At 49.1% G+C, this 24588-nt stretch carries 25 protein-coding genes and 1 other RNA gene; all 26 read left to right on the top strand.

Translation table 11 applies throughout. The features are described 5' to 3' along the window. Positions 1 to 79 precede the first annotated feature (79 nt). The 26 genes from rplS (at position 80) to codY (ending at position 24549) form a co-directional block, all read left to right on the top strand. A complete protein-coding gene (gene rplS / locus Q0G26_RS07010) occupies positions 80 to 421 on the top strand; it encodes a 50S ribosomal protein L19 (protein ID WP_009145924.1) in 342 nt (113 codons plus the stop codon). Between the two features lie 192 nt (positions 422 to 613). Further along, a complete protein-coding gene (gene lepB, locus Q0G26_RS07005; protein WP_293829355.1) occupies positions 614 to 1186 on the top strand; it encodes a signal peptidase I in 573 nt (190 codons plus the stop codon). Next, a complete protein-coding gene (ylqF, locus tag Q0G26_RS07000) occupies positions 1183 to 2043 on the top strand; it encodes a ribosome biogenesis GTPase YlqF (RefSeq protein ID WP_293829354.1) in 861 nt (286 codons plus the stop codon). The genes lepB and ylqF overlap by 4 nt, the downstream gene beginning before the upstream one ends. Before the next feature lie 71 nt (positions 2044 to 2114). Further along, positions 2115 to 2942, top strand: a complete 828-nt coding sequence (locus Q0G26_RS06995; protein WP_293829353.1) for a ribonuclease HII — start codon at positions 2115 to 2117, stop codon at positions 2940 to 2942. Continuing rightward, positions 2923 to 3294 (top strand): YraN family protein, encoded by a 372-nt coding sequence (locus Q0G26_RS06990; RefSeq protein ID WP_293829351.1) that lies wholly within the window; start codon positions 2923 to 2925, stop codon positions 3292 to 3294. The genes Q0G26_RS06995 and Q0G26_RS06990 overlap by 20 nt, the downstream gene beginning before the upstream one ends. Before the next feature lie 19 nt (positions 3295 to 3313). After that, on the top strand, positions 3314 to 4834 hold the full coding sequence (locus Q0G26_RS06985) for a YifB family Mg chelatase-like AAA ATPase (RefSeq protein ID WP_293829349.1): 1521 nt from the start codon (positions 3314 to 3316) through the stop codon (positions 4832 to 4834). Between the two features lie 111 nt (positions 4835 to 4945). Continuing rightward, positions 4946 to 6103 (top strand): AAA-like domain-containing protein, encoded by a 1158-nt coding sequence (locus Q0G26_RS06980; protein ID WP_293829348.1) that lies wholly within the window; start codon positions 4946 to 4948, stop codon positions 6101 to 6103. Positions 6104 to 6278: 175 nt separating this feature from the next. Beyond that, an RNA gene (gene rnpB, locus Q0G26_RS06975) (RNase P RNA component class A) lies at positions 6279 to 6631 on the top strand. Between the two features lie 88 nt (positions 6632 to 6719). Further along, positions 6720 to 7679 (top strand): glycosyltransferase family 2 protein, encoded by a 960-nt coding sequence (locus Q0G26_RS06970; RefSeq protein ID WP_293829347.1) that lies wholly within the window; start codon positions 6720 to 6722, stop codon positions 7677 to 7679. 95 nt (positions 7680 to 7774) lie between these two features. Further along, on the top strand, positions 7775 to 8437 hold the full coding sequence (locus Q0G26_RS06965) for an NlpC/P60 family protein (protein WP_293829345.1): 663 nt from the start codon (positions 7775 to 7777) through the stop codon (positions 8435 to 8437). A gap of 358 nt (positions 8438 to 8795) precedes the next feature. Further along, positions 8796 to 9932, top strand: coding sequence for a cobalt-precorrin-5B (C(1))-methyltransferase CbiD (cbiD, locus tag Q0G26_RS06960; RefSeq protein ID WP_293829343.1), 1137 nt, complete (start codon positions 8796 to 8798; stop codon positions 9930 to 9932). A 4-nt stretch (positions 9933 to 9936) separates the two neighbouring features. Next, positions 9937 to 10638, top strand: a complete 702-nt coding sequence (gene cobI, locus Q0G26_RS06955; RefSeq protein ID WP_293829341.1) for a precorrin-2 C(20)-methyltransferase — start codon at positions 9937 to 9939, stop codon at positions 10636 to 10638. After that, on the top strand, positions 10638 to 11423 hold the full coding sequence (gene cobM, locus Q0G26_RS06950) for a precorrin-4 C(11)-methyltransferase (protein WP_293829340.1): 786 nt from the start codon (positions 10638 to 10640) through the stop codon (positions 11421 to 11423). Before cobI ends, cobM begins: the two co-directional genes overlap by 1 nt. 3 nt (positions 11424 to 11426) lie before the next feature. Further along, complete coding sequence (locus Q0G26_RS06945; protein WP_293829339.1) at positions 11427 to 12494, top strand: cobalt-precorrin 5A hydrolase; 1068 nt, start codon at positions 11427 to 11429, stop codon at positions 12492 to 12494. 12 nt (positions 12495 to 12506) lie between these two features. Then, positions 12507 to 13238, top strand: coding sequence for a precorrin-3B C(17)-methyltransferase (cobJ, locus tag Q0G26_RS06940; protein WP_009144629.1), 732 nt, complete (start codon positions 12507 to 12509; stop codon positions 13236 to 13238). Next, positions 13235 to 13999, top strand: coding sequence for a precorrin-6A reductase (gene cobK / locus Q0G26_RS06935; RefSeq protein WP_293829337.1), 765 nt, complete (start codon positions 13235 to 13237; stop codon positions 13997 to 13999). Before cobJ ends, cobK begins: the two co-directional genes overlap by 4 nt. 27 nt (positions 14000 to 14026) lie before the next feature. Continuing rightward, positions 14027 to 15250: a precorrin-6y C5,15-methyltransferase (decarboxylating) subunit CbiE gene (gene cbiE, locus Q0G26_RS06930; protein ID WP_293829335.1), complete on the top strand. Its 1224-nt coding sequence runs from the start codon at positions 14027 to 14029 to the stop codon at positions 15248 to 15250. A 1-nt stretch (position 15251) separates the two neighbouring features. Continuing rightward, the gene (locus Q0G26_RS06925; protein WP_293829333.1) at positions 15252 to 16616 is read left to right on the top strand and encodes a cobyrinate a,c-diamide synthase; all 1365 of its coding nucleotides are present in this window, start codon (positions 15252 to 15254) and stop codon (positions 16614 to 16616) included. A 33-nt stretch (positions 16617 to 16649) separates the two neighbouring features. After that, complete coding sequence (cbiB, locus tag Q0G26_RS06920) at positions 16650 to 17618, top strand: adenosylcobinamide-phosphate synthase CbiB (protein ID WP_293829331.1); 969 nt, start codon at positions 16650 to 16652, stop codon at positions 17616 to 17618. 12 nt (positions 17619 to 17630) lie between these two features. After that, the gene (locus tag Q0G26_RS06915) at positions 17631 to 18713 is read left to right on the top strand and encodes a threonine-phosphate decarboxylase (protein ID WP_293829329.1); all 1083 of its coding nucleotides are present in this window, start codon (positions 17631 to 17633) and stop codon (positions 18711 to 18713) included. Then, positions 18698 to 19825: a hypothetical protein gene (locus Q0G26_RS06910; protein ID WP_293829327.1), complete on the top strand. Its 1128-nt coding sequence runs from the start codon at positions 18698 to 18700 to the stop codon at positions 19823 to 19825. Before Q0G26_RS06915 ends, Q0G26_RS06910 begins: the two co-directional genes overlap by 16 nt. A gap of 1 nt (position 19826) precedes the next feature. Continuing rightward, the gene (locus tag Q0G26_RS06905) at positions 19827 to 21359 is read left to right on the top strand and encodes a cobyric acid synthase (RefSeq protein ID WP_293829325.1); all 1533 of its coding nucleotides are present in this window, start codon (positions 19827 to 19829) and stop codon (positions 21357 to 21359) included. After that, on the top strand, positions 21360 to 21890 hold the full coding sequence (locus Q0G26_RS06900) for a cob(I)yrinic acid a,c-diamide adenosyltransferase (protein ID WP_009144621.1): 531 nt from the start codon (positions 21360 to 21362) through the stop codon (positions 21888 to 21890). It begins immediately after the preceding gene. Between the two features lie 36 nt (positions 21891 to 21926). After that, complete coding sequence (locus Q0G26_RS06895; protein WP_293829323.1) at positions 21927 to 22556, top strand: precorrin-8X methylmutase; 630 nt, start codon at positions 21927 to 21929, stop codon at positions 22554 to 22556. Positions 22557 to 22844: 288 nt separating this feature from the next. Next, positions 22845 to 23756 carry a tyrosine recombinase XerC gene (xerC, locus tag Q0G26_RS06890; RefSeq protein ID WP_293829321.1) on the top strand — a complete coding sequence of 304 codons (912 nt, stop codon included), beginning with the start codon at positions 22845 to 22847 and terminating at the stop codon, positions 23754 to 23756. 19 nt (positions 23757 to 23775) lie between these two features. Then, complete coding sequence (codY, locus tag Q0G26_RS06885; protein ID WP_366517753.1) at positions 23776 to 24549, top strand: GTP-sensing pleiotropic transcriptional regulator CodY; 774 nt, start codon at positions 23776 to 23778, stop codon at positions 24547 to 24549. The last annotated feature ends 39 nt before the right edge of the window (positions 24550 to 24588 follow it).

The following is a 24588-nucleotide window of genomic DNA, read 5'->3' as shown; positions in this document are numbered from 1 at the left end:
ATGGTAAAATTTACGTTGTGTAATACGGACGGTCCGCTGTGGAGTTCGCACATGAACGTCTATGATTTAGGAGGAAACTATGAACATTATTGAAGTACTGGAACAAGAACAACTTCGTTCCGACATCCCTGAGTTTAAAGCAGGCGACACCGTTAAAGTTTATTGCAAAATCGTCGAGGGTACCCGCGAGCGCGTTCAGCTGTTTGAAGGCGTTGTAATTTCCCGCAGTGGCTCCGGCGTTCGTGAAAACTTCACCGTTCGTCGTATTTCCTACGGCGTTGGCGTAGAAAGAACTTTCCCGGTTCACAGCCCGCGTATTGAGAAAATCGTTGTAGCACGCGTTGGTATCGTTCGCCGTGCTAAACTGTATTATCTGCGCAAACTGACTGGTAAAGCTGCTCGTATCAGAGAAAAACGCTAATCAATCTTTGTTTATAGTAAAAGGGACTGTAGTAGTACGGTCCCTTTTATTACGTTATGAAGCATTTATGCTTTAAAATAAAGCAAATTTACAATTCTGTCATAATTGAAGCTGTAATCTATGCTACAATATATCTATATTATTGTAGTTAAACATCCGGCCTGTGCCGGCGATAGAGAGGAGGCTCATTAGTTGAGCAAGAAAAGTGAAACCTCCTGGCAGGATTCTGCCAGCGACTGGCTTGTTTCGATTATCATTGCGGTTGCACTGGCATTCTGCATCCGTACCTTTTTAGTAGAGCCTTATATGGTAGAAGGCTCCTCTATGTATCCTACTCTGGTAAACCATGAGCGTCTTGTCGTTGATAAGCTGAGCTACTTTGTTACCGACCCGAAGAAGGGCGAAATCGTAGTTTTCCGCTTCCCTAAGGATCAGACGCGTGACTTTATCAAGCGCGTTATCGCAGTTGGCGGTGACACGGTAGAGATGCAGCAAGGCAAGGTATTCGTCAACGGCAAGCAGCTGGACGAAACCTATATCTACCACAATGACCCGAAGGGTAAAAACATTTCCGATTACCGCAAGGTAGTTGTTCCTAAGGATACCATCTTTGTACTGGGTGATAACCGTAATAATTCTGAGGACAGCCGTTTTGCCGATGTTGGCTTTGTGCCGCTGAAGCTGGTTAAGGGACGTGCGCTGGTAGCCTTCTGGCCGCTGGACAAGATGCGCGTGCTGAAGGATGATACGGGTATGGGCGAATGATGCTGGAGGATTTTAAGATTCAGTGGTTCCCCGGTCATATGACCAAGGCGAAGCGCATGATGGAAAGCCAGATTAAGCTGGTTGACGTTGTTGTGGAGATGCTGGACGCACGTATCCCGCGCTCCAGTACCAACCCCATGCTGCAGGATATCCTTGGCAGCAAGCCGAAGGTTATTGCACTGAACAAGATTGATATGGCAGACAAGGCCCAGACTGATGTGTGGCTGGAAAAAATTAAGCACAGCGGTCTGCCTGTGTGCAAGATTGACTGCGCTACCGGTAAGGGCGTTAAGCAGCTTATCAGTGCAGTTCAGCTGGCTGCGAAGCCGGTGATTGATAAATGGCTGAGGAAGGGCGTGCGCAACCGTCCCGTCCGCGTTATGATAGTAGGTATTCCGAATGTCGGCAAGTCTACCCTGATTAACCGCCTCGTAGGCAAGAACAAGGTAATGGCTGCCGATAAGCCGGGTGTAACACGCGGACAGCAGTGGGTAACGATTGCCAAGGGTTTAGAGCTTTTGGATACGCCGGGTGTACTCTGGCCTAAGTTTGATGATCCGTCGGTGGGCTTTGCGCTTGCCGTTACCGGCGCCATCAAGGAGGATGTATTCGACAGGGAGCAGGCCGTGGAGCTGTTGCTCGACCTGTTGATACGCAAATATCCTCAGGATTTGCAAACAAAATATGCAGTAAGCCTCGAGCAGGGTGATGATGTCAACGCCGTCATGGCGAAGATTGCCGTTGCCAGAGGTTGTCTGAAGTCTGGTGGACAGCTTGACATCGATAAGGTGGTGCAGCTTGTACTCAGAGACTTCCGAGCAGGACGTTTAGGGCGGTTTACAATCGACGAGCCTTGATTTGTCGTGCCATAAAAACCGCCGCGAGGCGGTTTTTCTTTATGTAAAAATAAATGCTAAGGGGGATTATAATGAATATTACTGAAATCAAGGAGCTGCTGACAGGCGAGCCGACTGCGGACCAGTTGGCGACGCTGGCAGCAGACGAACGTAAGGGAGTACAGAAGCTTTTGGCCGCATACAACAAGCGTCTGGAGAAGGCGGCGGCGGAGAAGGAGCGCTTCTCGGGGATGCTGAAATTGGAACGCGAGCTGTATGCTGAAGGCTGCGAGCTGATTGCCGGCGTAGATGAAGCGGGACGCGGACCTTTGGCAGGACCGCTGGTTATAGCTGCCGTTATTCTGCCCAAGGATGTGTTTATCAGCGGGCTGAACGATTCCAAGCAGCTTTCCGCTGCGAAGCGCGATATGCTGTATAACGAAATTATGGCTAAGGCGCTGGATATCGAAGTGAACATCGTCAGCGTCAGCAATATTGACACGCTTAATATCTATGCCGCAACGCAGCAGGGCATGGCGCAGGTGCTGGAAAACCTGCACTGCCGTCCGCAGGCAGCGTTGATTGATGCTATGCCGGTGAAGGTTCCCGATATGAAGATTGAATCCGTAGTGCATGGTGATGCGCTGAGCGCTTCTATTGCTGCTGCTTCCATTATCGCCAAGGTAACTCGTGACCGCATCATGGAACGCCTTGATGTTGTTTACCCTGCCTATGGCTTTGCGCATAACAAGGGCTATGGCAGCGGCGCGCATATGCAGGCTGTGAGCGAGCTGGGCGCCACCCGCTGGCACCGTCGCAGCTTTGAGCCTGTGAAGAGCATGCGGCTGCCACCGGTTGCTGCTGAGGAAAATATCCTCTATGCTCCGCAGACTGATAGCTATGAGTACCCCATCGAGTAGTAGTCTGGGGAAGTATGGCGAAGATTTTGCCTGCCGTTATCTGCAAAATATGGGTTATAAAATATTGACCCGCAACTTTCGCTGTCACCGTTATGGTGAGATTGATATTATTGCTGAAAAAAAGGGCTGTGTAAGCTTCATAGAGGTCAAGACACGTGCTTCTACCCGGTTCGGCAGACCGATAGAGGCAGTGACACTGGCAAAGCAAAGAAAAATTCATCGCTGCGCTGAATATTATCTCCAATGCAAGGGTTTGCTGGAGCGGCCGCCGGTGCTTTCCTTTGATGTAGTAGAAATTATCATAGAAGGCACTGCGGCTATCAGTATCAGGCATTGGCCGCACTGCTTCTAAAAGAAATGGAGTGTTGATAATGTTTGCACAAATTCTTGGCGAAACAACCTGTGGTATTGATGGTGTACAAATTGTGGTAGAGGTGGACGTGAGCAACGGCATGCCCAACTTCGACCTGGTAGGCCTGCCGGCGATGGCCGTGCGCGAATCTAAGGAGCGCGTAAAGGCCGCGCTGCGCAATTCCAATTATCCCTTCCCGATGACACGTATTACGGTCAATCTGGCGCCTGCTGACCTGCGTAAGGAGGGCAGCGGCCTTGATCTGCCTATTGCCGTCGGCCTGATGACCTGCGGCAGAATTCTGGATACGGATAAGCTGGAGAACAAGGTTTTCATTGGCGAGCTGTCGCTGGATGGAAGAATCCGTAAGGTTTCCGGCGTGCTTTCCATGATTATGGACGCCAAGAAGTGCGGGGCGCAGGAGGTGTTTATTCCGCAGGCCAACGCTGCGGAGGGCAAGCTGATTCAGGGCATCAAGGTGTATACGGTGGCGACCTTAAAGGAGCTGGTGGAGCACCTGCAGGGCAAGAACACGCTGACGCCGCTGCCGAAGGAAAATATTTTGCAGAACAATAATAAGATTTATCATGTGGATTTTGCTGACGTCAAAGGGCAGCTTGTGGCGCGCAGAGCCTTGGAGATTGCCGCCGCCGGTGGTCACAGTATTCTGATGGTGGGTTCTCCCGGCTGTGGCAAGACGATGCTGGCGCGCCGCCTGGTAACGATTTTACCGCCGATGACGGAGGCTGAGGCGCTAGAGGTCACCAAGATTTACAGCATAGTGGGACTCTTGCCGCAGGCCGACAGCGTAATGCTGGAGCGCCCCTTCCGCAGTCCGCATCACAGCATTAGCGGCAGCGCCTTGTTGGGCGGTGGCAGTACACCTCGCCCGGGCGAGGTGACGCTGGCGCACAACGGCGTACTCTTTTTGGACGAGCTGCCGGAATTTGAACGCGCTACGCTGGAGATGCTGCGTCAGCCGCTGGAGGATGGCGAGGTGAGCATTTCGCGCGTCAGGGCGGCAATGACCTTCCCAAGCAAGTTCATTTTATGCGCAGCTCAAAATCCATGTCCCTGCGGCTATCTCGGCGATTCTGTGCATCGCTGTTCCTGTAAACAATCAGAAATTGACAGCTATCGCCGTAAGATTTCCGGTCCGCTGATGGACAGAATCGATATGCAGATAAACCTTAGCAGGGTGGAATTCGGCGAGCTGAAGACGAAGGAAAAGGGCGAATCTTCGGCTGCCATCCGCGAACGCGTAGTGAAGGCGCGCTTGGTGCAGCAGCAGCGCCTGGAGGCCTGGGGCATGCACTGCAATGCGCAGATGGGACGGAGCGAGGTTGTCAAATATTGCCAGCTGGACGCGGCGGCGCAGAATGTTATGGAGCGCTACTTTAATATGCTCAACCTCAGCGCCCGCAGCCATGACCGTATCCTGAAGGTAGCACGTACGATTGCAGACCTCGCTGGTAGCGAGAACATTGAGGCAGTGCATCTGGCGGAGGCTATTCAGCTGCGCACCAGCGTACGTCCGTAAGGAGTTGGTGACAAAGCTTTTTAACGCTCTGCGTATGCCGGGAAATGCTTTTTCCCGGCAAATATGCTATAATTTAAGAAGAAATATTTGAGGAAGCAAGGAGATGAAAAGATGCGTAAGACCTTTAATACGACAGCTGTTTGCATACCCGGCGAGCATTATATGGTTGATATCAGTGAACGACTGCACAAGATTAAAGAAATGATTGATGAAAAAAAATATTTCACCATCAACAGAGCACGCCAGTATGGTAAGACAACAACGCTGCAGGCACTTTTCGGCTATCTGCAAAGTGAATATTACACCGTCTTGCTGGACTTTCAAACCTTTGACGCTTCTAAATTTAAGGATGGCAATATATTTTCTATTGCTTTCGCAGGCTCTTTTTTACATGCGCTGAAGCGTAACCGCCTGTCGGAAAATACTGCCTTGGAAAAGGCCTGTGCAGATTTGAAAAATGCTGCCGTAATCAGTAATAGTATTTTCAGTCTAAAGGAGCTTTTTGAATGCTTGCGAGATATCTGTGCAGCGAGCGATAAACCGATTGTTTTAATGATTGATGAGGTGGACAGTGCTTCTAATAATCAGGTGTTTTTAGATTTTTTGGCACAGCTCAGAGCGCAATATATCGAACGTGCCTGGCAACCGGCGTTTCAATCTGTTATTCTGGCCGGAGTGTATGATATAAAAAATCTCAAACAAAAACTGCGTACAGATGAAGAGCATAAATATAACAGTCCTTGGAATATAGCGGCAGATTTTACAATAGATATGAGCTTTTCGCAAGCTGAGATAGCTGCCATGCTTAATGAATATGCCAATAATTACGGGCTTTCTTTTGATACCGAAACCTTTGCAGGCTGGATTTATGACTATACAGCAGGCTATCCGTTTTTGGTTTCCAGATTATGCCAGTTGCTCGATGAAAAGGTTTGCTTGATGCCGGAATATGCTTCTAAAAAAGCAGCCTGGACCAAGAGTGGCTTTAATGCGGCAGTGCGCTTGCTTTTACAGGAGAAAAATACTCTGTTTGAATCCCTGATAGGGAAGCTGCACGCCTACCCGAAGCTGAACCGGATGCTGAAGGCAGTGCTTTTCTCCGGCAATATGTATCCTTACAGTGCTGATGAAGCAGCTATTGATATGGCTACGATGTTTGGCTTTATAAAAAATAAAGACGGGTATGTAGCGATTGCCAACAGAATTTTTGAAACCAGACTCTATAATTATTATCTGGCGGAAGATGAGCTGCAGAAGGCAGTAGTTTAAGTTTGGTCTATTAGCGCTCTGCGTATTACTATGGTAGTACGCAGGGCGTTTTTGCTTGCTAAGCAGTTGCGCATCTATATATAACCAGTTCAGTTTCATTTCAGTTATGCCTGCGACAATAATACTGTAGCCGCTGGTATTGACTAAGCGGAAATAATATGCTAAAATCTACAGTTGAGTACGAAAGATGATCGCGGCTGGCTTTAAGCCAGATGAGGAAAGTCCGAGCTCCATAGGGCAGGATGCCGGATAACGTCCGGCGAGGGTGACCTCAGGGATAGTGCCACAGAAATGTGTACCGCCTGCATTTGCAGGTAAGGGTGGAACGGTGCGGTAAGAGCGCACCAGCGGTCTGGTAACAGGCTGGCTAGGTAAACCCCATCCGGAGCAAGACCAAATAGGGGAGGGATGAAGCTGCCCGCTGAGCCTTCCGGGTTGTGTCGCTTGAGCTTGCAGGTAACTGTAAGACTAGATAAATGATCATCACCGCTTCGCGGAACAGAACTCGGCTTATTGAGTACTCATACCTTGCAAAACGGCTGCCTTTAGGCAGCCTTTTTTGTCTGATTTTATTTGGGCAGATCTTTTTAGACAGAAGAATAAGTGGTGTAATATAATGAAGAAAAAAATTTCTTTAGTAGTGCCGGTGTTCAATGAAGAGGATAACCTGCACGAATTTCACAAGCGTGCTTCTGCTGTAATGCAGCAGGAGGACTACGATTATAATATTATCTTTGTTGATGATGGCTCGCGTGATAGCAGCGCACTGATTCTGGCAGAGCTGGCTGCGCAGGATGAGCACGTGGAGGCCTATCTTTTGAGCCGCAACTACGGCCACCAGATGGCAATTACCTGCGGCCTTGACCACGCTGACGGTGATGCCGTGATCACCATGGACGGTGATTTGCAGCACCCGCCTGAGCTTATTCCCAAGCTTTTGCGCCTTTGGGAAGCAGGCAACGAGATAGTGCAGACTAAGCGCATGGCCACCGAGGATGCAGGCTTCTTTAAAAATTTGACCTCTGCAGCCTACTATAAGCTCATCAACACCTTATCTAAAGTAGAAATTACTCCTGGTGGCAGCGACTTCCGCCTGATGGACAGGATTGCGGTAGAAGCCTTTAAGCTTTACCGCGAGCGTGCACGCTTTATCCGTGGCCTGGTCAACACATTAGGCTTTCATGTTGCGGTGTTAGAATTTGTGGCACCGCCGCGCTTTGCCGGGTATTCCAAGTTCAATCTGCGTAAGATGCTGCATTTTGCGCTGGACGGCATTACGGCCTTTTCCAACCTGCCGCTACGTTGGGCTTTTTACATAGGTATTGTTTTTGGCATGTGCAGTATTCTGCTTTTGGGCCATGTTTTTTATGTGAAATTTGTGACCAACGATGCCGTTCCGGGGTGGGCAACTACTACAGTCAGTATATTGTTTCTTGGAGGAATTCAGCTTGTAGGGATAGGTATCCTGGGTGAATATATAGGGCGTATTTTTGAAGAAATCAAGCATAGACCACTATATTTAGTGGCGCGCCATCTGCAGAACTGTAACAAAATAAACGAAAATAAAGCTAAATAAGCGCATTAATATTATAACAAATTAAGATTTTACAGAAGCGATATTTTGTGGTATAATAAGTATGTCTTAAGAAAGAAGAAAGGATGTAGGTGCCAGTGGTCAAACGCAAAGTATTAGTTTTCTGTATGACAGTTTTGTTTAGTCTTAGCTGTGCTGTAACAGCTTTGGCTTCCTTCCAACGCGGAGACGATGGACAGGAAGTAGTTGCAATTCAAAAGAGATTGGTAGAATTAAGTTATTCTATTAATAATATAGATGGTGATTTCGGTCCTGAAACAGAACAGGCAGTTAAAAGCTTCCAGGCTGATAAAGGATTAGAGGTTGATGGTATTGTAGGTTCAGCTACCTATAGAGCGCTGATGAATAAGGAGATGCCTCCTAACCGTAGTAATTCCGTTGTACGTAATGTACTGCGTTCTGCTTACAGTGTCATCGGTACTCCATATGTATTTGGCGGTACAACTCCTTATGGCTTCGACTGCTCCGGCTTTACGCAGTATGCATTTGCCAGAGCTGGCGTTTATCTGCCGCGTATGGCTGACAGCCAGTTCTACTCCGGCCGTCAGATTTCTATGAGTCAGCTTCGTCCTGGCGATTTGATTTTCTTTACCACATATGAGGCTGGTGCTTCTCATGTTGGTATTTATGTTGGCGATGGTAACTTCATCCATGCCGGCACTAGCACTGGTGTAACAGTTTCTTCTGCATTCACCGGCTACTGGGGTGCCCGTTACTACGGCGCTTGCCGCGTTCTTTAAGACTTTCAAGCAGATAGGCTTCGGCTTATCTGCTTTTTTGTTAGGCAAAGTATTGGAATTCTTAATTTTTTATGATATAATAAAACAGGTTATTGGTGTGGGTGATTTAATCTTAATTGACAAGATGGTTAACTCCTGACGGTCCCGCCGCTGTGAAGGCCTTGTGTCTAAGTCAGCAGTCAGCCCATGCTTTATTCTGAATCCACGGGTGATGGAGGCAGTTGGGTTTACTAATTGCAAGGAATAATTAGCGTTAGTTAATTCTGTCTTTATGGCTTTTGTCGGATTCGGCAGAAGTCTTTTTTTATTATTGAGAATCCCTATCATATGGGAAATTTAATTGTGAAGGAGCTGCGCTTTGGAAGAATATCAGTTTTCGCAAGGAAAGGTTTTGCGTTGTGGTTATACTACCGGCAGCTGTGCAACGGCTGCGTCCAAGGCAGCAGCTACGATGCTGCTTACAGGCGAGCGTGTTGAGACTGTGCGTATCGACACTCCCAAGGGAATAGTGCTTGACCTGGAGCCCTTAGACGTTGAGATGACTCCGGATTACGTCAGCTGTGCTATCCGCAAGGATTCCGGCGATGATCCTGATGATACTAACGGTGTGCTTGTTTATGCCAGGGCCGAAAAAACTGCAGGCAGCGGCATTGAGCTGGAAGGCGGCGTAGGCGTCGGCAGGGTGACTAAGCCCGGCCTGGCGTGTGCTGTCGGCGGACCGGCGATAAATCCCACACCGCGCCGAATGATTACGCAAGAGGTTGGTAAGGCGATGGAGGCTGCAGGCTATAACGGCGGCATGAAGCTGACGATTTCTATTCCTGCAGGCGTAGAAATTGCCAAGAAGACCTTTAACCCCCGTCTCGGTATTATCGGCGGCCTGTCAGTTTTAGGAACGAGCGGCATTGTTGAGCCGATGAGTGAAAGGGCACTGATTGAAACGATGTATGTGGAAATCAGAGCACAGAAGGCGCGCGGCAATAAAAATCTGCTGGTGTTCTTTGGTAACTACGGCGAGGATTTTACGCGTGATGAGATGAAGCTTGACCTTGATGGTCATGTTACCTGCAGTAACTTTGTGGGTGAGCTTTTAGATTATGCTGTTTACTGCGGCTTTGAAACACTGCTGCTTATCGGCCATTCCGGTAAGCTGGTGAAGGTGGCGCAGGGCGTAATGAATACACATTCCAAATATGCGGACTGCCGCACGGAGCTGTTTGCTCTGGAGGCGATGTTCCATGGTGCTTCGGTTGATGTCGGTCGTGAGATTTACGGCTGCCTGACTACCGATGAGGTGACCAAGGTCCTGAAGCGGGAGCAAATCTTTGAGCCTGTGATGGATAAGGTTACAGAAAAAATTGATTTTTACATGCAGCATAGAGTGCATGGCAAAATAAAAACGGCTGCTTTGATGTTTTCCAATGTCTATGGCATTTTGGGCAAGACCAAGTACGCAGACGAATTAATTCAGCTACATAAGCAAAAAGGAGTATGAGAGAATGAGAGGCAAACTTTATAGTGTTGGTATTGGTCCTGGAGATCCCGAATTAATGACTTTGAAAGCAGTACGTCTGCTGAAGGAGTGCGACGTTGTTGCACTGCCTAAGGGAGATACTGATGTGATGACGGCAAAGGAAATCGTTAATCACGTAGTTGACCTGGATGCTAAACCCCAGATGATTATCTATATGCCTATGACTAAAGATATGGCTGCAATGGATAAGGCACACCGCGAGGGTGCAGATGCTATTGAAAAGCTGCTTGACGAAGGCAAAAACGTTGTTTTCATTACCCTCGGCTGTCCTACCGTATATGCAACCTGCATTTACGTACATAAGCTGGTTTTGAAAGATGGCTATGATGCAGAGCTGGTTGCCGGCGTAACCTCTATCTGCGCTGTTGCTGCTAAACTGAACACTTCCCTGTGCGAAAGAGCGGAACCGTTGATTGTTCTGCCCGGCAGCTACAAGCAGTCCGCAGCGTTCCTTGATGGCCCCGGCAACAAGGTGCTGATGAAATCCGCAAGCGAAATCGGCCGTGTAGTTGATGAGCTGCGTGAGCGTAAGCTCATCAAAAATTCCGGTATGGTTGAAAGATGTGGCCTGCCGGGTGAAAAAATCTATCGTAACCTTGAAGAAGTAGATCCTAAGAGCAGCTATTTCTCAGTAATATTGGTTAAAGAAAAGGAGTTTGATGAATAATGATCTATTTTATTGGTGCTGGTCCCGGTGCAGCTGACTTAATTACTGTAAAAGGTAAAGAGCTTTTGGAAAAGGCTGACCTGGTTATTTACGCAGGCTCCCTTGTTAACCCGGAACTGCTGAAATACTGCAAACCGGAATGTACTATTATGAACAGTGCAACCATGACCTTGGAAGAGGTTATCGCTGCTATGGTTCCCGCCGCTCAGGCTGGCCAATTGGTTGTACGTCTGCACACCGGCGACCCCAGCGTTTACGGTGCACACCGCGAGCAGATTGACCTGCTGCGCAGCTACAACCTTGACTACGAGGTTGTCCCCGGCGTAAGCTCCTTCTGCGCTGCTGCTGCTTGCCTGAAGGCTGAATACACTCTGCCGAACGTAAGCCAATCCGTTATTATCACCCGTATGGAAGGCCGTACTCCGGTTCCTAGCCACCAGAAGATTGCTGACTATGCTGCTCACAAGGCAACTATGGTTATCTTCCTGAGCAGCGGTATGCTGGAAAAACTGCAGACCGAGCTCGTAAGAGGCGGTTACAGAAACGATACTCCGGCTGCTATTGTTTACAAAGCATCTTGGCCGGACGAAAAGGTTATCCGCTGCACCGTTGGTACCCTGGCAGAAAACGCTGCTAAATACGGCATCAACAAAACTGCGCTGATCACCGTTGGCGGCTTCCTGGGCAACGCTTATGACCGCAGTGAGCTGTACAACCCGACCTTCGCTCACGGCTTCCGCGAAGCAGATCCTTCTAAACTGGACGTTAAGCCCGAGGTTAAATAAGCTATGCGCGCGGCTATATTTTCCTTTTCGGCGCGTGGCGCAGAGCTGAGCAAAAAGGTTGCCGAATACCTGCACAGCATCGGTTATGAAACGGAGCTGCAGACTGTAGCGAAATATTCGGAGCAGACGGGCATTGCCCCGATGCTGCCGGACCATAACGGTGCCTGCGCAGCTGCTTTCAACAAATGTCAGGCGTTGGTGTATGTTGGCGCTGTGGGTATTGCGGTGCGTACTATCGCGCCCTTTATCAAAAGCAAGCTGACGGATCCTGCGGTTATTTCGGTAGACGAACGCGGCAGCTTTGTTATTCCTCTGCTTGCAGGTCACATCGGCGGAGCCAATGAGCTTTCGCGCTGCCTGGCGGCAGCGCTGGGCGCAGTTCCCTGCGTGACCACAGCAACAGATGTCAACGGCCTTTTTGCTGTTGACGAATGGGCAGCCCGCAACCGCATGGTGCTGTGCTCTTTGGCAGCAGCCAAGGATTTTGCCGCAGCACTGGTGGGTGATGAAAAAGTCGGCCTGTATTATGACAAGGAATTTCAGTTTACAGGTCCTTTGCCCAAGCTGGTAGTTGAGGACAGCAGTCTGCCTGTCGGCATGGCTGTTACCCTGCAAAAGCATTTGCAGCCCTTTAAAACTACGGTGCGCCTGCTTCCCAAGATTGTGCATCTGGGAATAGGCTGCCGCCGCAATACGCCCTTGGAAAATATTGAAGCTCTGGTACTGCCGGAGCTGGAAAAGCTGCAGCTGGACAAGCGTTCCGTTGTGGCAATCGCAAGCGTAGATTTGAAAAAAGATGAGCAGGGTTTACTGGCCTTTGCCAAAAAATATAACTTTGCTGCTAATTTCTATTCAGCTGATGAATTGAATGGCGTAGTAGGCGATTTCACGCCTTCGTCCTTTGTGCAGAGCGTAGTTGGTGTAAGCAACGTATGCGAGCGCAGTGCTGTTTTAGACAGCAGGGGCGGCAGGCTGCTGCTGCGCAAGACAAGCCTGAATGGTGTAACTCTGGCTGTTGCAGCCGAAAACCTGGTTCTGGATTTTGCCAGAACAGGCTTGAAGACTGATTAAGGAGACGAGATAATGGGTAAATTATTTGTTGTGGGCCTCGGCCCCGGCGGCGTAGAGCAAATGACCAAAAGAGCCTACGACGCACTGAAGTCCTGCGATGTTATTGCAGGCTACAATGTATACGTTAACCTGATTAAGGAAGATTTCAAGGAGAAGGAGTTCCTCTCCAACGGCATGCGTAAAGAGGTTGACCGCTGCAAGCTGGCACTGGACGAAGCTCTGAAGGGCAAAACCGTTGCTATGATTTCCAGTGGTGACGCAGGCGTTTACGGCATGGCCGGCATTATGTGCCAGGTTGCCAAAGACCACCCTGAAATTGAAATTGAGGTTGTTCCCGGCATTACCGCAGCATGCTCCGGCGCTGCTGTACTGGGCGCACCTTTGATCAGCGACTTCTGCCTGATTTCCCTCAGCGATTTGCTGACTCCTTGGGAAAAAATCGAGAAGCGTCTTGACTGCGCTTCCAAAGGCGATTTCTGCATCTGCCTGTATAACCCCTCCAGCCACAAGCGTCATGATTACCTGCAAAAGGCTTGCGATATCATGCTGAAAAATCAGCCTGGTACCATTCCTGCAGGCATTGTACGCAACATCGGCCGCGATGGTCAGGATTTTGAGCTGACTACTCTGGCAGAGCTGCGCGATAAACAGGTAGACATGTTCTCTACCGTTATTATCGGCAACACCCAGACCGAAGTAATCAATGGCCGTATGGTAACCCCGCGTGGTTACAAACTGGCATGAAACCGGTAATCTGGCTTATCGGCGGCACCAGTGAGGGACGCCGCCTGATTAAGGAGCTGGGCAAGCTGCCGGTGGAGCTGTATGTTTCTGTTGCTACGGATTACGGCGCGTCCTTGATTGAGCCGCAGCCGGGAATGACCGTCATGGCAGAGCGTATGGACCTTGCAGCTATGCGTGCTTTTATTCAGGAGCATCGTCCTGCCTGCGTTATCGACGCTACGCACCCTTATGCTACCGTTGTTACTGCAACGGTGCAGGAGGCCTGCAGCACCGAGCAGGTTGAATACCTGCGTCTGGTGCGTCCGTCGGGCGAGGGCGGCGATTACATTACCGTCCACGATTTTGCCGAGGCAGTTGAGCTTCTGAATCATCTGGACGGCGGCATCTTCCTGACTACTGGAAGCAAGAATCTGCCGGATTTCACCGCTGTGCATGATTACGCCGAGCGTATCGTTCTGCGTATCCTGCCCTTGGAAAGCAGCCTGCAGATTGCCTTGAAGCTTGGTTACAAGCCTGCGCATATTATCTGCATGCAGGGACCGTTCAGCAAGGAGCTGAATGTTGCTATGCTGAAAAAGTATGGCAGCAAGTTTATGGTAACCAAGGATTCCGGTGCCGTTGGCGGTTTTGATGAAAAGGTGGAGGCAGCGGCAGCTGCCGGCGCCAAGCTGATAGTCATTGGTCGTGCACAGGAAGAAACCGGTGCCGGCTATAGTGAGATTGTTGATTACCTTAAGCAGCATTTTGCTGCCGGTAATTGATATAAATAAAAAGGAGGCTTGCTTCCTATGTCGCAAAAATTGCGCGTAAACATCGTCGGTATCGGCCCTGGTAACCCCGATTTGCTGACCGGCGAAGCACGTCAGGCTATTGCCTCAAGTAATATCCTGATTGGCGACAAACGCATGCTGGCTGCCTTTGCAGACAGCAGCAAAACTGTATATGATACAATAAAAACTTCTACTATTGCTGAAATAGCAGCGCAGGCACAGCCTGATAAGGATGTGCTGGCGGTGCTGGTTTCCGGCGATGTAGGCTTTTTCAGCCTCGCCAAAACCATCAGCGGTAAGCTGCCGGATTGTGAATGTGTCCGCTACTCCGGCATCAGCAGCCTGGTGTATTTTTCCTCCAAGCTGCAGCTGTCCTGGGATGACGCTAAAATCGTCAGCATGCACGGACGCACGCAAAACCTGGTAGCAGCAGTTGCCCGTAACAAAAAAGTATTTTCCCTGACCGGCGGAGATAATTCTCCGCAAAAGCTGTGCGCGCAGCTGTGCGAGCATGGTCTTGGTCAGGTTCAGGTCTATGTCGGTGAAAACCTTTCGTATCCCGAAGAAAAAATCACCAGCGGTACGGCGGAAGAAATTAGTGCCTTGGATTTCCCGTCCTTATCTGTAATGATGATTTTGAACGAGGCTGCACAAAGCTTTACTTCTACCGTACATGGCCTTGCCGATGACCTGTTCCAGCGCAGCAAGGTGCCTATGACCAAACAGGAGGTACGCAGCGTATCCATGTCTAAGCTGCAGCCGAAGGCTACGGATTTGATTTATGACATCGGTGCCGGTACAGGCTCCTGTTCCATTGAGCTGGCTCTGCTTGCCAGCCAAGGTAAGGTTTGGGCCTTTGAGCGCAACCCTGTTGCCGTTGAGCTCCTCGGAAAGAACAAGGCCTTGTTTGGCGTTGACAATCTGGAGGTTATTGCCGGTGAGGCTTTGGAAAACATCAAAGCTATGCCTGCTCCCGATTGTGTTTTCGTAGGCGGCAGCGGCGGCGATTTGTGTGAAATGCTGGACGTAATTTATGCCAAGAACAGTGACTGCCGTGTTGTAATCAATGCCATTACGGTAGAAACCCTGGCGGAGGTTGCTGCTTATTATAAGGAGCATCCAGCTTACAGTCTGGAAATCGTCAATGTGTTTGTAGCGCGCAGCAAGCATCTGGGCAGCTACAACCTGATGATGGCACAAAACCCTGTATATGTAATGACTGCATTGAAGAAGGAAGATTAACATGGCTGAAGTAAAAGTTCCACGTTTTATGATCAGTGCTCCCGGTAGCGGCAGCGGCAAGACTACTATTGTCTGCGGCCTGCTGAAGGCGCTGATGGAAAAAGGGCTGTCTGTGGCAGCCTTCAAATCAGGACCTGATTATATTGACCCGATGTTTCATTCTCGTGTTATCGGAGCTAAATCCCGCAATCTGGATCTGTTCATGCTGGGGCAGGCTACAACCCGTTATCTGGTAGCAAAAAACGCACGCCGGGCTGATGTAGCTGTCTTTGAAGGAGCGATGGGCTTTTACGACGGCATGGGTAAAACCACGGAAGCCAGTGCTTACGAGCTGGCCTGCACCTGCGATGTTCCGGTAGTTCTGGTGGTCAACGGCAAGGGAGCCGCCTTATCCATTGCTGCAACCATTAAGGGCTTTAAGGAATTCCGCAGTGACAGCCACATCGTCGGCGCTATTCTGAACAATGTTAATCCGATGAGCTATCTTTTCTATAAGGATGTAATTGAACGCGAAACTGGTGTGAAGCTATTAGGCTACTTCCCGGTGATGCAGGACTGTAACTTTGAAAGCCGTCATTTAGGCCTGGTTACAGCCGAGGAAATAGGAGATTTGCAGCAGATAGTTGCTAAGCTGGCAGCTCAGGCAGCCAAATCTGTCGATTTGGACGGCCTGCTGCAGGTAGCGGCCCAGGCCGCACCGCTTACATATGATGAGGTAAGCCTTGAACCCGTCGGACGTATGCGTGTGGCAGTCGCTATGGACAAAGCCTTCTGTTTCTATTATCAGGACGCACTTGACCTCTTAGCTGAGCTTGGTGCAGAGCTCGTACCCTTCAGCCCGATAGCTGATGCACATCTCCCGGAGAACATCAGCGGCCTTGTATTGGGTGGAGGCTATCCTGAGCTTTACGCACAGCAGCTGGCAGACAACAAAACGTTGCTGCAGGAGCTTAAAACCGCCATCGACGGCGGTATGCCTTGTTTTGCAGAATGTGGCGGCTTCATGTATCTGCTGGAGCATTATCGTGATGGCGATAAGCTTTACAGCTGGGTAGGTGCATTGAAGGGCGAATCGGCTATGACCAAAAAGCTGACGCGCTTCGGATATGTGCATCTGACGGCGCAGCAGGATAATCTGCTGTGTCCTGCCGGTGGCACAATCAACGGACACGAGTTCCATTACTCTGACAGCACCAATAACGGTGCAAGCTTTATAGCTGCCAAGGCTTCCGGCCGCGGCAGCTGGGAATGCGCGAATACTACGCCGACGCTTTATGCCGGTTATCCGCACATCCACCTGTGGGGCAATCCTGAATTTGCCCGCAGCTTTATAAAACAATGTGCAGCGTATGCTGCTAAAGAGTAGTCTATAGACTGCAAAAAGGGGAGTTTTGCTTTGATGATGACCTTAGGCGCAATTGTAGCAGGTTTTATTTTAGATTTGATTTTCGGTGATCCGCATTGGTTGCCGCATCCAATCTGCTTAATTGGCAATTTAATAGGATTCCTGGACAAAAATCTGCGGCGTTTGCTTGCTCCTGGCGAGACAGCATTACTGCTCGGCGGTGCCTTGATGGTAATAATCGTTCTGGTTCTTACCTTTGCCGTGCCGTTTGCTGTGCTGGCGTTGGCTGAACAGGTTAGCCCGTGGCTGCGTTTTGCCATCGAAACCGTTATGTGCTACCAGATCTTTGCTACAAAATGTCTGCGCGATGAAAGCATGAAGGTGTACACTGCTCTGAAGAACAACGATCTTGTGGATGCCAGACTGAAGCTTTCCTGGATCGTAGGGCGTGATACAAAAGAGCTTGATGCTGCAGAGGTGACTAAGGGAGCAGTAGAAACCGTTGCGGAAAATACTGCCGACGGCATCATTGCACCGATGTTCTATATGTTCATCGGCGGCGCTCCGCTGGCCTTTTTATACAAAGGCATCAATACTATGGATTCCATGGTTGGTTATAAAAATGACACGTATCTTTATTTTGGACGCTGTGCTGCCAAGCTAGATGATTTGGCCAATCTGATTCCTGCGCGTATTACCGGTCTGGTAATGATTGTGGCATCTTATTTCCTTAATCTTGATGCCAAGAGAGCGTGGAAGACATTCTGGCGCGACCGCTATCATCATCTCAGTCCTAATTCCGCAATGACGGAATCAGTTACGGCCGGTGCCTTGAACATCCAGCTCGGCGGCGATCATTTTTATTTCGGTAAGCTCGTCCACAAGGAAACCATCGGCGATGACATCCGCCCGGTGTGCCCCGAGGATATAGTTACCACCAACAACTTACTGTATATGACGGCTGTTCTCAGCCTGTTGCTGTTTTCCTTGATTTTTTTGGTGAACAGTCTTATTTTGAAATGAAGCAGGTAGAAGATGATGTATAAATACGAACATGGTGGAGATATCTATACGGAAAAGCTGACCAAGGATGGTCGTCCCTTCGTAGATTATTCCGCCAATATCAATCCTCTAGGCCTGCCGCTTGGTATAAAGCAGGCCGTTCAACAGGCTTTAAAGCTTTGTATCAACTATCCTGATCCCTTCTGCCGCGAGCTGGCAGAGGTGACTGCAAGCTATCTCAAGCTGCCGCAGGAGTACATTTTCTTCGGCAATGGTGCGGCCGATGTGCTGTTCCGTCTGGCGCTGGCCTTGAAGCCCGGACGCGCACTGCTTCTAGCACCCACCTTTGCTGATTACGAAAAGGCTCTGCGCACGGTAGACTGCGAGATAAGCTATTATAATCTGCAGGAGGCGCGTGATTTTGCTGCTGACAAGGATCTTGTCGCTGCGATTACGCCTGAAACGGATTTAGTTGTTATCTGTAATCCCAATAATCCTACCGGCCAGCTGACGAGTCGTGAGCTGCTGGTGCAGCTGCTTGACAAGTGCCGCCAGGTAGGAGTCCATCTTTTGATAGATGAATGCTTTATGGATTTTGTCAGTGAGGAAAAGGCCTTCAGCATGCGTGATCTGCTGGCAACCTATCCTGAACTGGTTATCCTTAAGGCATTCACCAAAACCTTTGCGATGCCTGGCATTCGCTTAGGCTACTGCCTCAGCGGCAGCAGTGAGCTGAACACAGCGCTGCATCAGAGCGGTCAGGACTGGAATGTTTCCATCTTGGCGCAGGAGGCAGGCAAGGCTGCTTTAAAGGAGCATGAATATCTTGAAAAATCCTTTAAGCTGATTGAGCAGGAGCGCAGCTATCTGCGTAACCAGCTTACGGCTTTGGGTGCCAAGGTATACGGCTCGGAGGCCAACTATATTTTCTTTTATCTGCCGCAGCCGGAAAATCTTCCGGAGCTGTTGCATGAGCGTGGCTATCTGATACGCTCATGCGCCAACTACCACAACCTGCAGGCAGGCTATTATCGTATCGCGGTCAAAACGAGAGTGCAGAACCGCGGTTTAATCAAAGCACTTAAGGAAGCAATAAAAACATGCGCTCTTTACTAGTATTAATTGATGGCTTAGGTGATTCCCCGATTCCTGCATGGCAGGGACAGACTCCCTTTGAGCATGCGGTGCATCCTGCGATGGATGCGCTGGCTGCTTCCGGGACACTTGGGAGCCTCAGCATATGTGAAAAAGACATCATTCCCGAAAGCTGCAGCTGTATTCTGCGGCTTCTGGGTGTAGATAAAAAGGATATACCGCACAACCGTGCTTATTTGGAGCTGCTGGCGCACAACCGTGATATTTCGGAATATGAAATGGTTTTGCGCTGCAATCTGGCTGCTGTTGATGCATCTGGACGTCTTGCTGCCTTCAACGGGCAGGGGCTGACGCCGCTGGAGATGCAGCAAGCTGCCAAGCAGTGTGACGGTATCCTTAAAGATATAGAGTTTATTCATTTATCCGAATATCGTAATCTTTTAGTGATGAACAAGGAGGCCAGCGTGCTGAACTGCGCTGTAGAGCCGCCGCACGAAAGTGTAGGCGGGGATGTAAGCGCTTTGCTGCAGGAGCTGCGCAGTAAGTCCTTGTCCATTAACTATTTTTTGCAGGAGTCGGCAAAACGGCTGCAGCCCTTTGCTCGTGATGGCCTGCAATATATTCTCTATCCCTGGGGACCTTCAGCCCGCCAGGTGCTCCCTTCCTTCGACAGTCTGCACGGACTGCGCGGTGGGGCGGTGTGCAAGGCAGAGATTGTCATCGGCATTGCCAGAGCCTTGGGCATGGACGTAATAACACCGCCGAATGCAACCGGCGATGTAGATACTGATATTATGGCGAAGGGCGAAGCAACGCTTGCTATGCTGCAGCAGGACGATTTCGTTATTGCACATTTCAACGGCAGTGACGAGGCTGCCCACCGCTATGATTATCAGGCGAAGGCTGATTTTATCAGCAGGATAGATACTCAGTTTTTACAGACTATAGCAGCAAAATATCATGAACCACTGAAGCTTATCATCTGCGGCGACCATGTTACCAGCTCGGTAACAGGCAAGCATGGTGATGGCTGCACGCCTGTGATTGCAGGCTATCTTAATACCACAGGTCACAGTATCAGGCTGCAAAGCTATCGTGACATACTGGACTTTTTGATGAAAGAGAGTGATTAAAGTGGCAAAAGCACTTATGATAGTAGGTACCATGTCCAATGCAGGCAAAAGCCTGGTAACAGCAGGTTTATGCCGTGTATTCAACCAGGACGGCTACAAGGTAGCACCGTTCAAATCCCAGAACATGGCGCTGAATTCCTTTATCACCGCCGAGGGTGCGGAAATGGGACGCGCACAGGTTGTGCAGGCTGAAGCAGCCAACATTGAGCCTAGCGTGCTGATGAATCCTATTCTGCTGAAGCCTACCAGCGACAGCGGTTCCCAGGTTATTGTCAACGGCGAGGCAATCGGTACCATGAAGGCCGGCGAATATTATGCAATGAAGCATACTCTGCGTCCGGAGGTACAGAAGGCATTTGATACGCTGGCTGCCAAATTTGATATCGTCTGCATCGAGGGTGCAGGCAGCCCGGCGGAAATCAACATCAAAAAGGACGATTTTGTCAACATGGGCATGGCTAAAATGGCCAAGGCTCCTGTGCTGCTTGTAGCAGATATTGACCGTGGCGGCGTATTCGCTTCCATCTACGGCACGCTGATGCTGCTGGAGGATGACGAAAGAGCCATGGTCAAGGGTGTTATCATCAATAAGTTCCGCGGTGACGTAGAAATCCTGCGTCCCGGCCTGAAGATGATCGAAGAAAAAACAGGCGTGCCTATCGTAGGCGTGCTGCCGATGCTGAAGGTTGATATCGAGGACGAGGACAGCCTCTCCGAGCGTATCAGCGGCCGCAGCGAGGTTAAGCTGATTGATATTGCGGTTGTACGCATTCCGCGTATGTCCAACTATACAGACTTCAACGTATTTGAGCTGATTCCCGGCGTATCATTGCGCTACGTAACTAGTGTGCGCGAGCTGGGCCAGCCGGATATGATTATTATTCCCGGTACCAAAAATACCACCGGCGACCTGAAATGGCTGCGCCAGAGCGGTATGGAGGCTGCTATTTTGAAGCATGCCAACAGCGGTACTGTAGTGTTCGGTGTCTGCGGCGGTTACCAGATGCTGGGCAAGCAGATTTCTGACCCGTATGGCGAAGAGGACGGCACCGGCAAGGCCAACGTTACTCCCGGCATGGGCCTGCTGAACATCGAAACTACCTTTATTGAAAAGAAACGTACCATTCAGATGGCCGGTAAATTCGGCAAGGTGCAGGGCATCTTCTCCGCACTGAGCGGTCAGCCTCTCTATGGATATGAGATTCACTCCGGTGTAACTGAATTCCCGGAGGAGGAAGCACTGACCTCTATCAGCCCGATTCACGAGGATGGTGAGATTATGGCCGAGGGTTCGCAGAACACCGAGGGCAAGCTCAATGTTTACGGCACCTATGTACACGGCGTCTTCGATGGCGATGGCATTGCTGTGAAGATTGTGGAAGCGCTGCTGGCTAAGAAGGGCAAAAAGATGGAGGATATCCAGACCATCAACTTTGCGGAATACAAACGTCAGCAATATGATATTCTTGCCGACAGTATCCGCGAAAACCTGGATATGAAGGAAATTTACAAGATTTTGGAAGCAGGTGTATAAATGAAAGACGGTGGACTGATTCATATTTACTGTGGCGATGGCAAGGGAAAAACTACCGCTGCTATGGGCCTTTCAATTCGTTGCGCAGGCCATGGCAACCATGTGCTGATTGTGCAGTTCCTCAAAAGCAGACCGACAGGCGAGCTTGCGAGCCTGGCACTGCTGCCGAATATTGAGGTAATGCGCGGTAAAGAAACCAAAAAGTTCACCTTCCAGATGAACGATGAGGAAAAAGCTGAGGTTAAGCGCGAACACATGGTGCTTTTCGACAAGGTTAAGCAAAAATGTGCTAATGAGCATATTGACCTGCTGATTTTTGACGAAATCATCGGTGCCTGCAATACCGGCGTATTCGACCAGGCTGCTTTGGTGGAGTTCCTGAAGAACAAGCCGCAGGAGCTGGAGGTTGTTATGACAGGCCGTAATCCGGCACCGGAGCTGGTGGAGCTGGCTGATTATGTATCTGAGGTCTGCATGCGTAAGCATCCCTTCAAAAGAGGTATTCCTGCGCGCGTAGGTATTGAAAAATAATTTGCAGTATATCATGAAGAAAGGTAGTGTAAAATAATGCATTTACAAAATGTTTTACCCGCTGACATTGAAAAACGCAGTATGGAAATTATTGGTGAGGAATTAGGCCAAATTCATATCGATGAGGAAAAAATTGATATCGTTAAGCGCGTTATCCATACCTCCGCAGATTTTGATTATGCCCGCAATATGCTGTTTTCTGACGGCGTAGTAGAGAAGGCGCTGGCTGCACTGCAAAAGGGTGCTACCATTGTCACCGATACCAATATGGCCTGCACCGGCATCAACAAAATGGGCTTGAGCAAGCTGGGCGCTAAGGCTGTCTGCTTCATGGCAGATCCCGACGTGGCTGCACGTGCTAAGGAAGCCGGCTCCACCAGAGCTGCTGCCTGCATGGAAAAGGCCTGCACTATCGAAGGCCCGGTAATCATTGCTGTAGGCAATGCACCGACTGCGCTGGTTCGTCTGGACGAGCTGGTTAAGGAAGGCAAGATTAAACCGGAGCTGGTTATCGGCGTACCTGTTGGCTTTGTTAACGTTGTAGAATCCAAGGAAATCATTATGCAGACCGGCATTCCTTATATCGTTGCCCGCGGCCGCAAGGGTGGCAGCAACGTTGCCGCAGCAATCTGCAACGCGCTCATCTATAAGCTGACTCGCAAATAAGTCTTATTAAGAATTGCAATTCTTACGCCATAATTGTATCCTAAGCTACAATTATGGCGCTAATTTTGACAAAATAGCAAAATAATTTATAATAACTTGACAAATCAGTTTTTATGGTATACGATAGTTTCCGTAACATATGACAGCTGATTCAATGATGAAACAGTGCTTTTTTTAGCACTGTTTTTTTCAAGGGTTGAAAAGCTGTTAGAAAATTAGAAAGAATAACAATATTGTCTTGATTCCTGCGGTTTTGTGTGATAGAATAAGTAAAGGTATTTTAAGAAGATGAGTACAAATGATATTAACTTTCCTGCAAGGTTCTTAACCTATCTGGAGGTTGAAAAAAATTGTTCCAGCCATACTATTGAAAGCTACCAAAAGGATTTGACTGCTTTTGCAGATTTTATGTTGCATCGCAGAGGTAACCAGAAATTTTTCTGGCAGGAGGTAGGTCCTTTAGATGTGCGTGGTTATCTCGCAGAGCTTAACGAAAAGCAGTATGCGCGCAGGACAATTGCACGCAGAATATCTGCTTTGCGTTCCTTCTTCAAATATCTTGTGCGTGAGGCGGTTATTGAATATAGTCCGCTGACCAAGGTGCGCACGCCTAAGCTGGAAAAGAAGCTGCCAGTTTTTTTAGACGAAATTGAAGTCAACGAGCTACTGATAATGCCTGATAAAAGCAAAGTATTAGGCGTTCGTGATCAGGCGGTGCTGGAGATGCTTTATGCAACCGGCTGCCGTGTATCTGAGCTTGTAGGCCTCACCTTGGAAAGGGTAGACCTCAGCAATCGCTTTGTGCTTTTGCTGGGCAAGGGTAATAAGGAAAGAGTTGTGCCGGTGGGACATACCTGCTGCGCAGCATTAAGCAGCTATTATCCCGTGCGACAACAGCTGATGCTCAAGTATCATGAGGAGCATGAGTTCATTTTTGTCAACAACCGCGGCGGCAGGCTTACGGATCGTAGTGTAAGGCGTATTTTAGAGAAATATATAAATATGCTGGCGCTGCATAAAAATGTCAGTCCGCATACGATACGCCATTCCTTCGCGACGCATCTTTTGGAGCATGGTGCTGACTTGCGAGCAGTACAGGAGCTTTTAGGCCATGCGAATTTATCAACAACACAAATTTATACGCACGTTTCAAATGAACATGTGACTAATGTTTACAAGAAGAATCATCCGAGGGCATAATTTTTTTTAGGAGGGCAAAATCATGAAATTGTTGGAGAAGACCAGAAAGATTAACAAGCTTTTACAAAAAGGAGATAAGGTTGAGTTTAACGCTATTGCGCAATTGCTGCGTGACGTTATCGAAGCAAACACCTACATCGTCGGCCGTAAGGGCGGCGTAAAGGGTTATGCGCTGATTCACGAATTTGAATGTGACATCATGCGCGAGCAGGTGCTTGACGATATGCGCTTCCCTGAAGACTATCTGAGCTTCATCATGAGCGTTAAGGAAACATTAGCTAATATTCCTCACCAGAACCAGAACTGCTCCTTTGTTGCTGATACAAAATGTATTTTCAATGGCAAGATGACTACTGTTGTACCTATTTATGGTAATGGCGAACGTCTTGGTACCTTGATTGTTGCTAAATATGATGCAGAATTTAATGATGACGACCTGCTGCTGGCTGAATATGCTGCTACCGTTTTAGGTGTAGAAATTCTCCATGACCGCGAAGCAGTTGTTTCCGAAGAGATCCGCAAGAAGGCTACTGTCCAGGTTGCTTTCTCCACCTTGTCCTATTCCGAGCTGGAGGCTATTGTCAACATCATGGGAGAGCTGCATGGCAACGAGGGCCTGCTGGTTGCTTCCAAGATTGCTGACCGCGTTGGCATTACCCGTTCCGTTATCGTTAATGCACTGCGTAAATTTGAAAGTGCCGGCCTGATTGAAACCAAATCCCTGGGCATGAAGGGTACCTACATCCGCGTGCTGAATCCTATGCTGTTTGAAGAACTGAAGAAGAGAGCTTAAGACTTTTGTAAAGCTTCTATATATAAATAACAAAGCCTG

Source organism: uncultured Phascolarctobacterium sp. (genome assembly GCF_934190775.1).
Lineage (GTDB): Bacteria > Bacillota > Negativicutes > Acidaminococcales > Acidaminococcaceae > Phascolarctobacterium_A.
This window is presented reverse-complemented; position numbering and strand designations above follow the sequence as displayed.

What these genes read in the sequence shown, in the direction of transcription:
- Q0G26_RS06910 (WP_293829327.1), top strand. Translation starts at nt 18,698, where the DNA reads ATGCGCTCTTTACTAGTATTAATTGATGGCTTAGGTGATTCCCCGATT.
- Q0G26_RS06915 (WP_293829329.1), top strand. Translation starts at nt 17,631, where the DNA reads ATGATGTATAAATACGAACATGGTGGAGATATCTATACGGAAAAGCTG.
- cobM (WP_293829340.1), top strand. Translation starts at nt 10,638, where the DNA reads ATGATCTATTTTATTGGTGCTGGTCCCGGTGCAGCTGACTTAATTACT.
- Q0G26_RS06945 (WP_293829339.1), top strand. Translation starts at nt 11,427, where the DNA reads ATGCGCGCGGCTATATTTTCCTTTTCGGCGCGTGGCGCAGAGCTGAGC.
- Q0G26_RS06980 (WP_293829348.1), top strand. Translation starts at nt 4,946, where the DNA reads ATGCGTAAGACCTTTAATACGACAGCTGTTTGCATACCCGGCGAGCAT.
- Q0G26_RS06985 (WP_293829349.1), top strand. Translation starts at nt 3,314, where the DNA reads ATGTTTGCACAAATTCTTGGCGAAACAACCTGTGGTATTGATGGTGTA.
- cobJ (WP_009144629.1), top strand. Translation starts at nt 12,507, where the DNA reads ATGGGTAAATTATTTGTTGTGGGCCTCGGCCCCGGCGGCGTAGAGCAA.
- cobK (WP_293829337.1), top strand. Translation starts at nt 13,235, where the DNA reads ATGAAACCGGTAATCTGGCTTATCGGCGGCACCAGTGAGGGACGCCGC.
- Q0G26_RS06995 (WP_293829353.1), top strand. Translation starts at nt 2,115, where the DNA reads ATGAATATTACTGAAATCAAGGAGCTGCTGACAGGCGAGCCGACTGCG.
- cbiB (WP_293829331.1), top strand. Translation starts at nt 16,650, where the DNA reads ATGATGACCTTAGGCGCAATTGTAGCAGGTTTTATTTTAGATTTGATT.
- cbiE (WP_293829335.1), top strand. Translation starts at nt 14,027, where the DNA reads ATGTCGCAAAAATTGCGCGTAAACATCGTCGGTATCGGCCCTGGTAAC.
- Q0G26_RS06970 (WP_293829347.1), top strand. Translation starts at nt 6,720, where the DNA reads ATGAAGAAAAAAATTTCTTTAGTAGTGCCGGTGTTCAATGAAGAGGAT.
- cobI (WP_293829341.1), top strand. Translation starts at nt 9,937, where the DNA reads ATGAGAGGCAAACTTTATAGTGTTGGTATTGGTCCTGGAGATCCCGAA.
- Q0G26_RS06925 (WP_293829333.1), top strand. Translation starts at nt 15,252, where the DNA reads ATGGCTGAAGTAAAAGTTCCACGTTTTATGATCAGTGCTCCCGGTAGC.
- Q0G26_RS06990 (WP_293829351.1), top strand. Translation starts at nt 2,923, where the DNA reads ATGAGTACCCCATCGAGTAGTAGTCTGGGGAAGTATGGCGAAGATTTT.
- ylqF (WP_293829354.1), top strand. Translation starts at nt 1,183, where the DNA reads ATGATGCTGGAGGATTTTAAGATTCAGTGGTTCCCCGGTCATATGACC.
- Q0G26_RS06900 (WP_009144621.1), top strand. Translation starts at nt 21,360, where the DNA reads ATGAAAGACGGTGGACTGATTCATATTTACTGTGGCGATGGCAAGGGA.
- xerC (WP_293829321.1), top strand. Translation starts at nt 22,845, where the DNA reads ATGAGTACAAATGATATTAACTTTCCTGCAAGGTTCTTAACCTATCTG.
- rplS (WP_009145924.1), top strand. Translation starts at nt 80, where the DNA reads ATGAACATTATTGAAGTACTGGAACAAGAACAACTTCGTTCCGACATC.
- Q0G26_RS06895 (WP_293829323.1), top strand. Translation starts at nt 21,927, where the DNA reads ATGCATTTACAAAATGTTTTACCCGCTGACATTGAAAAACGCAGTATG.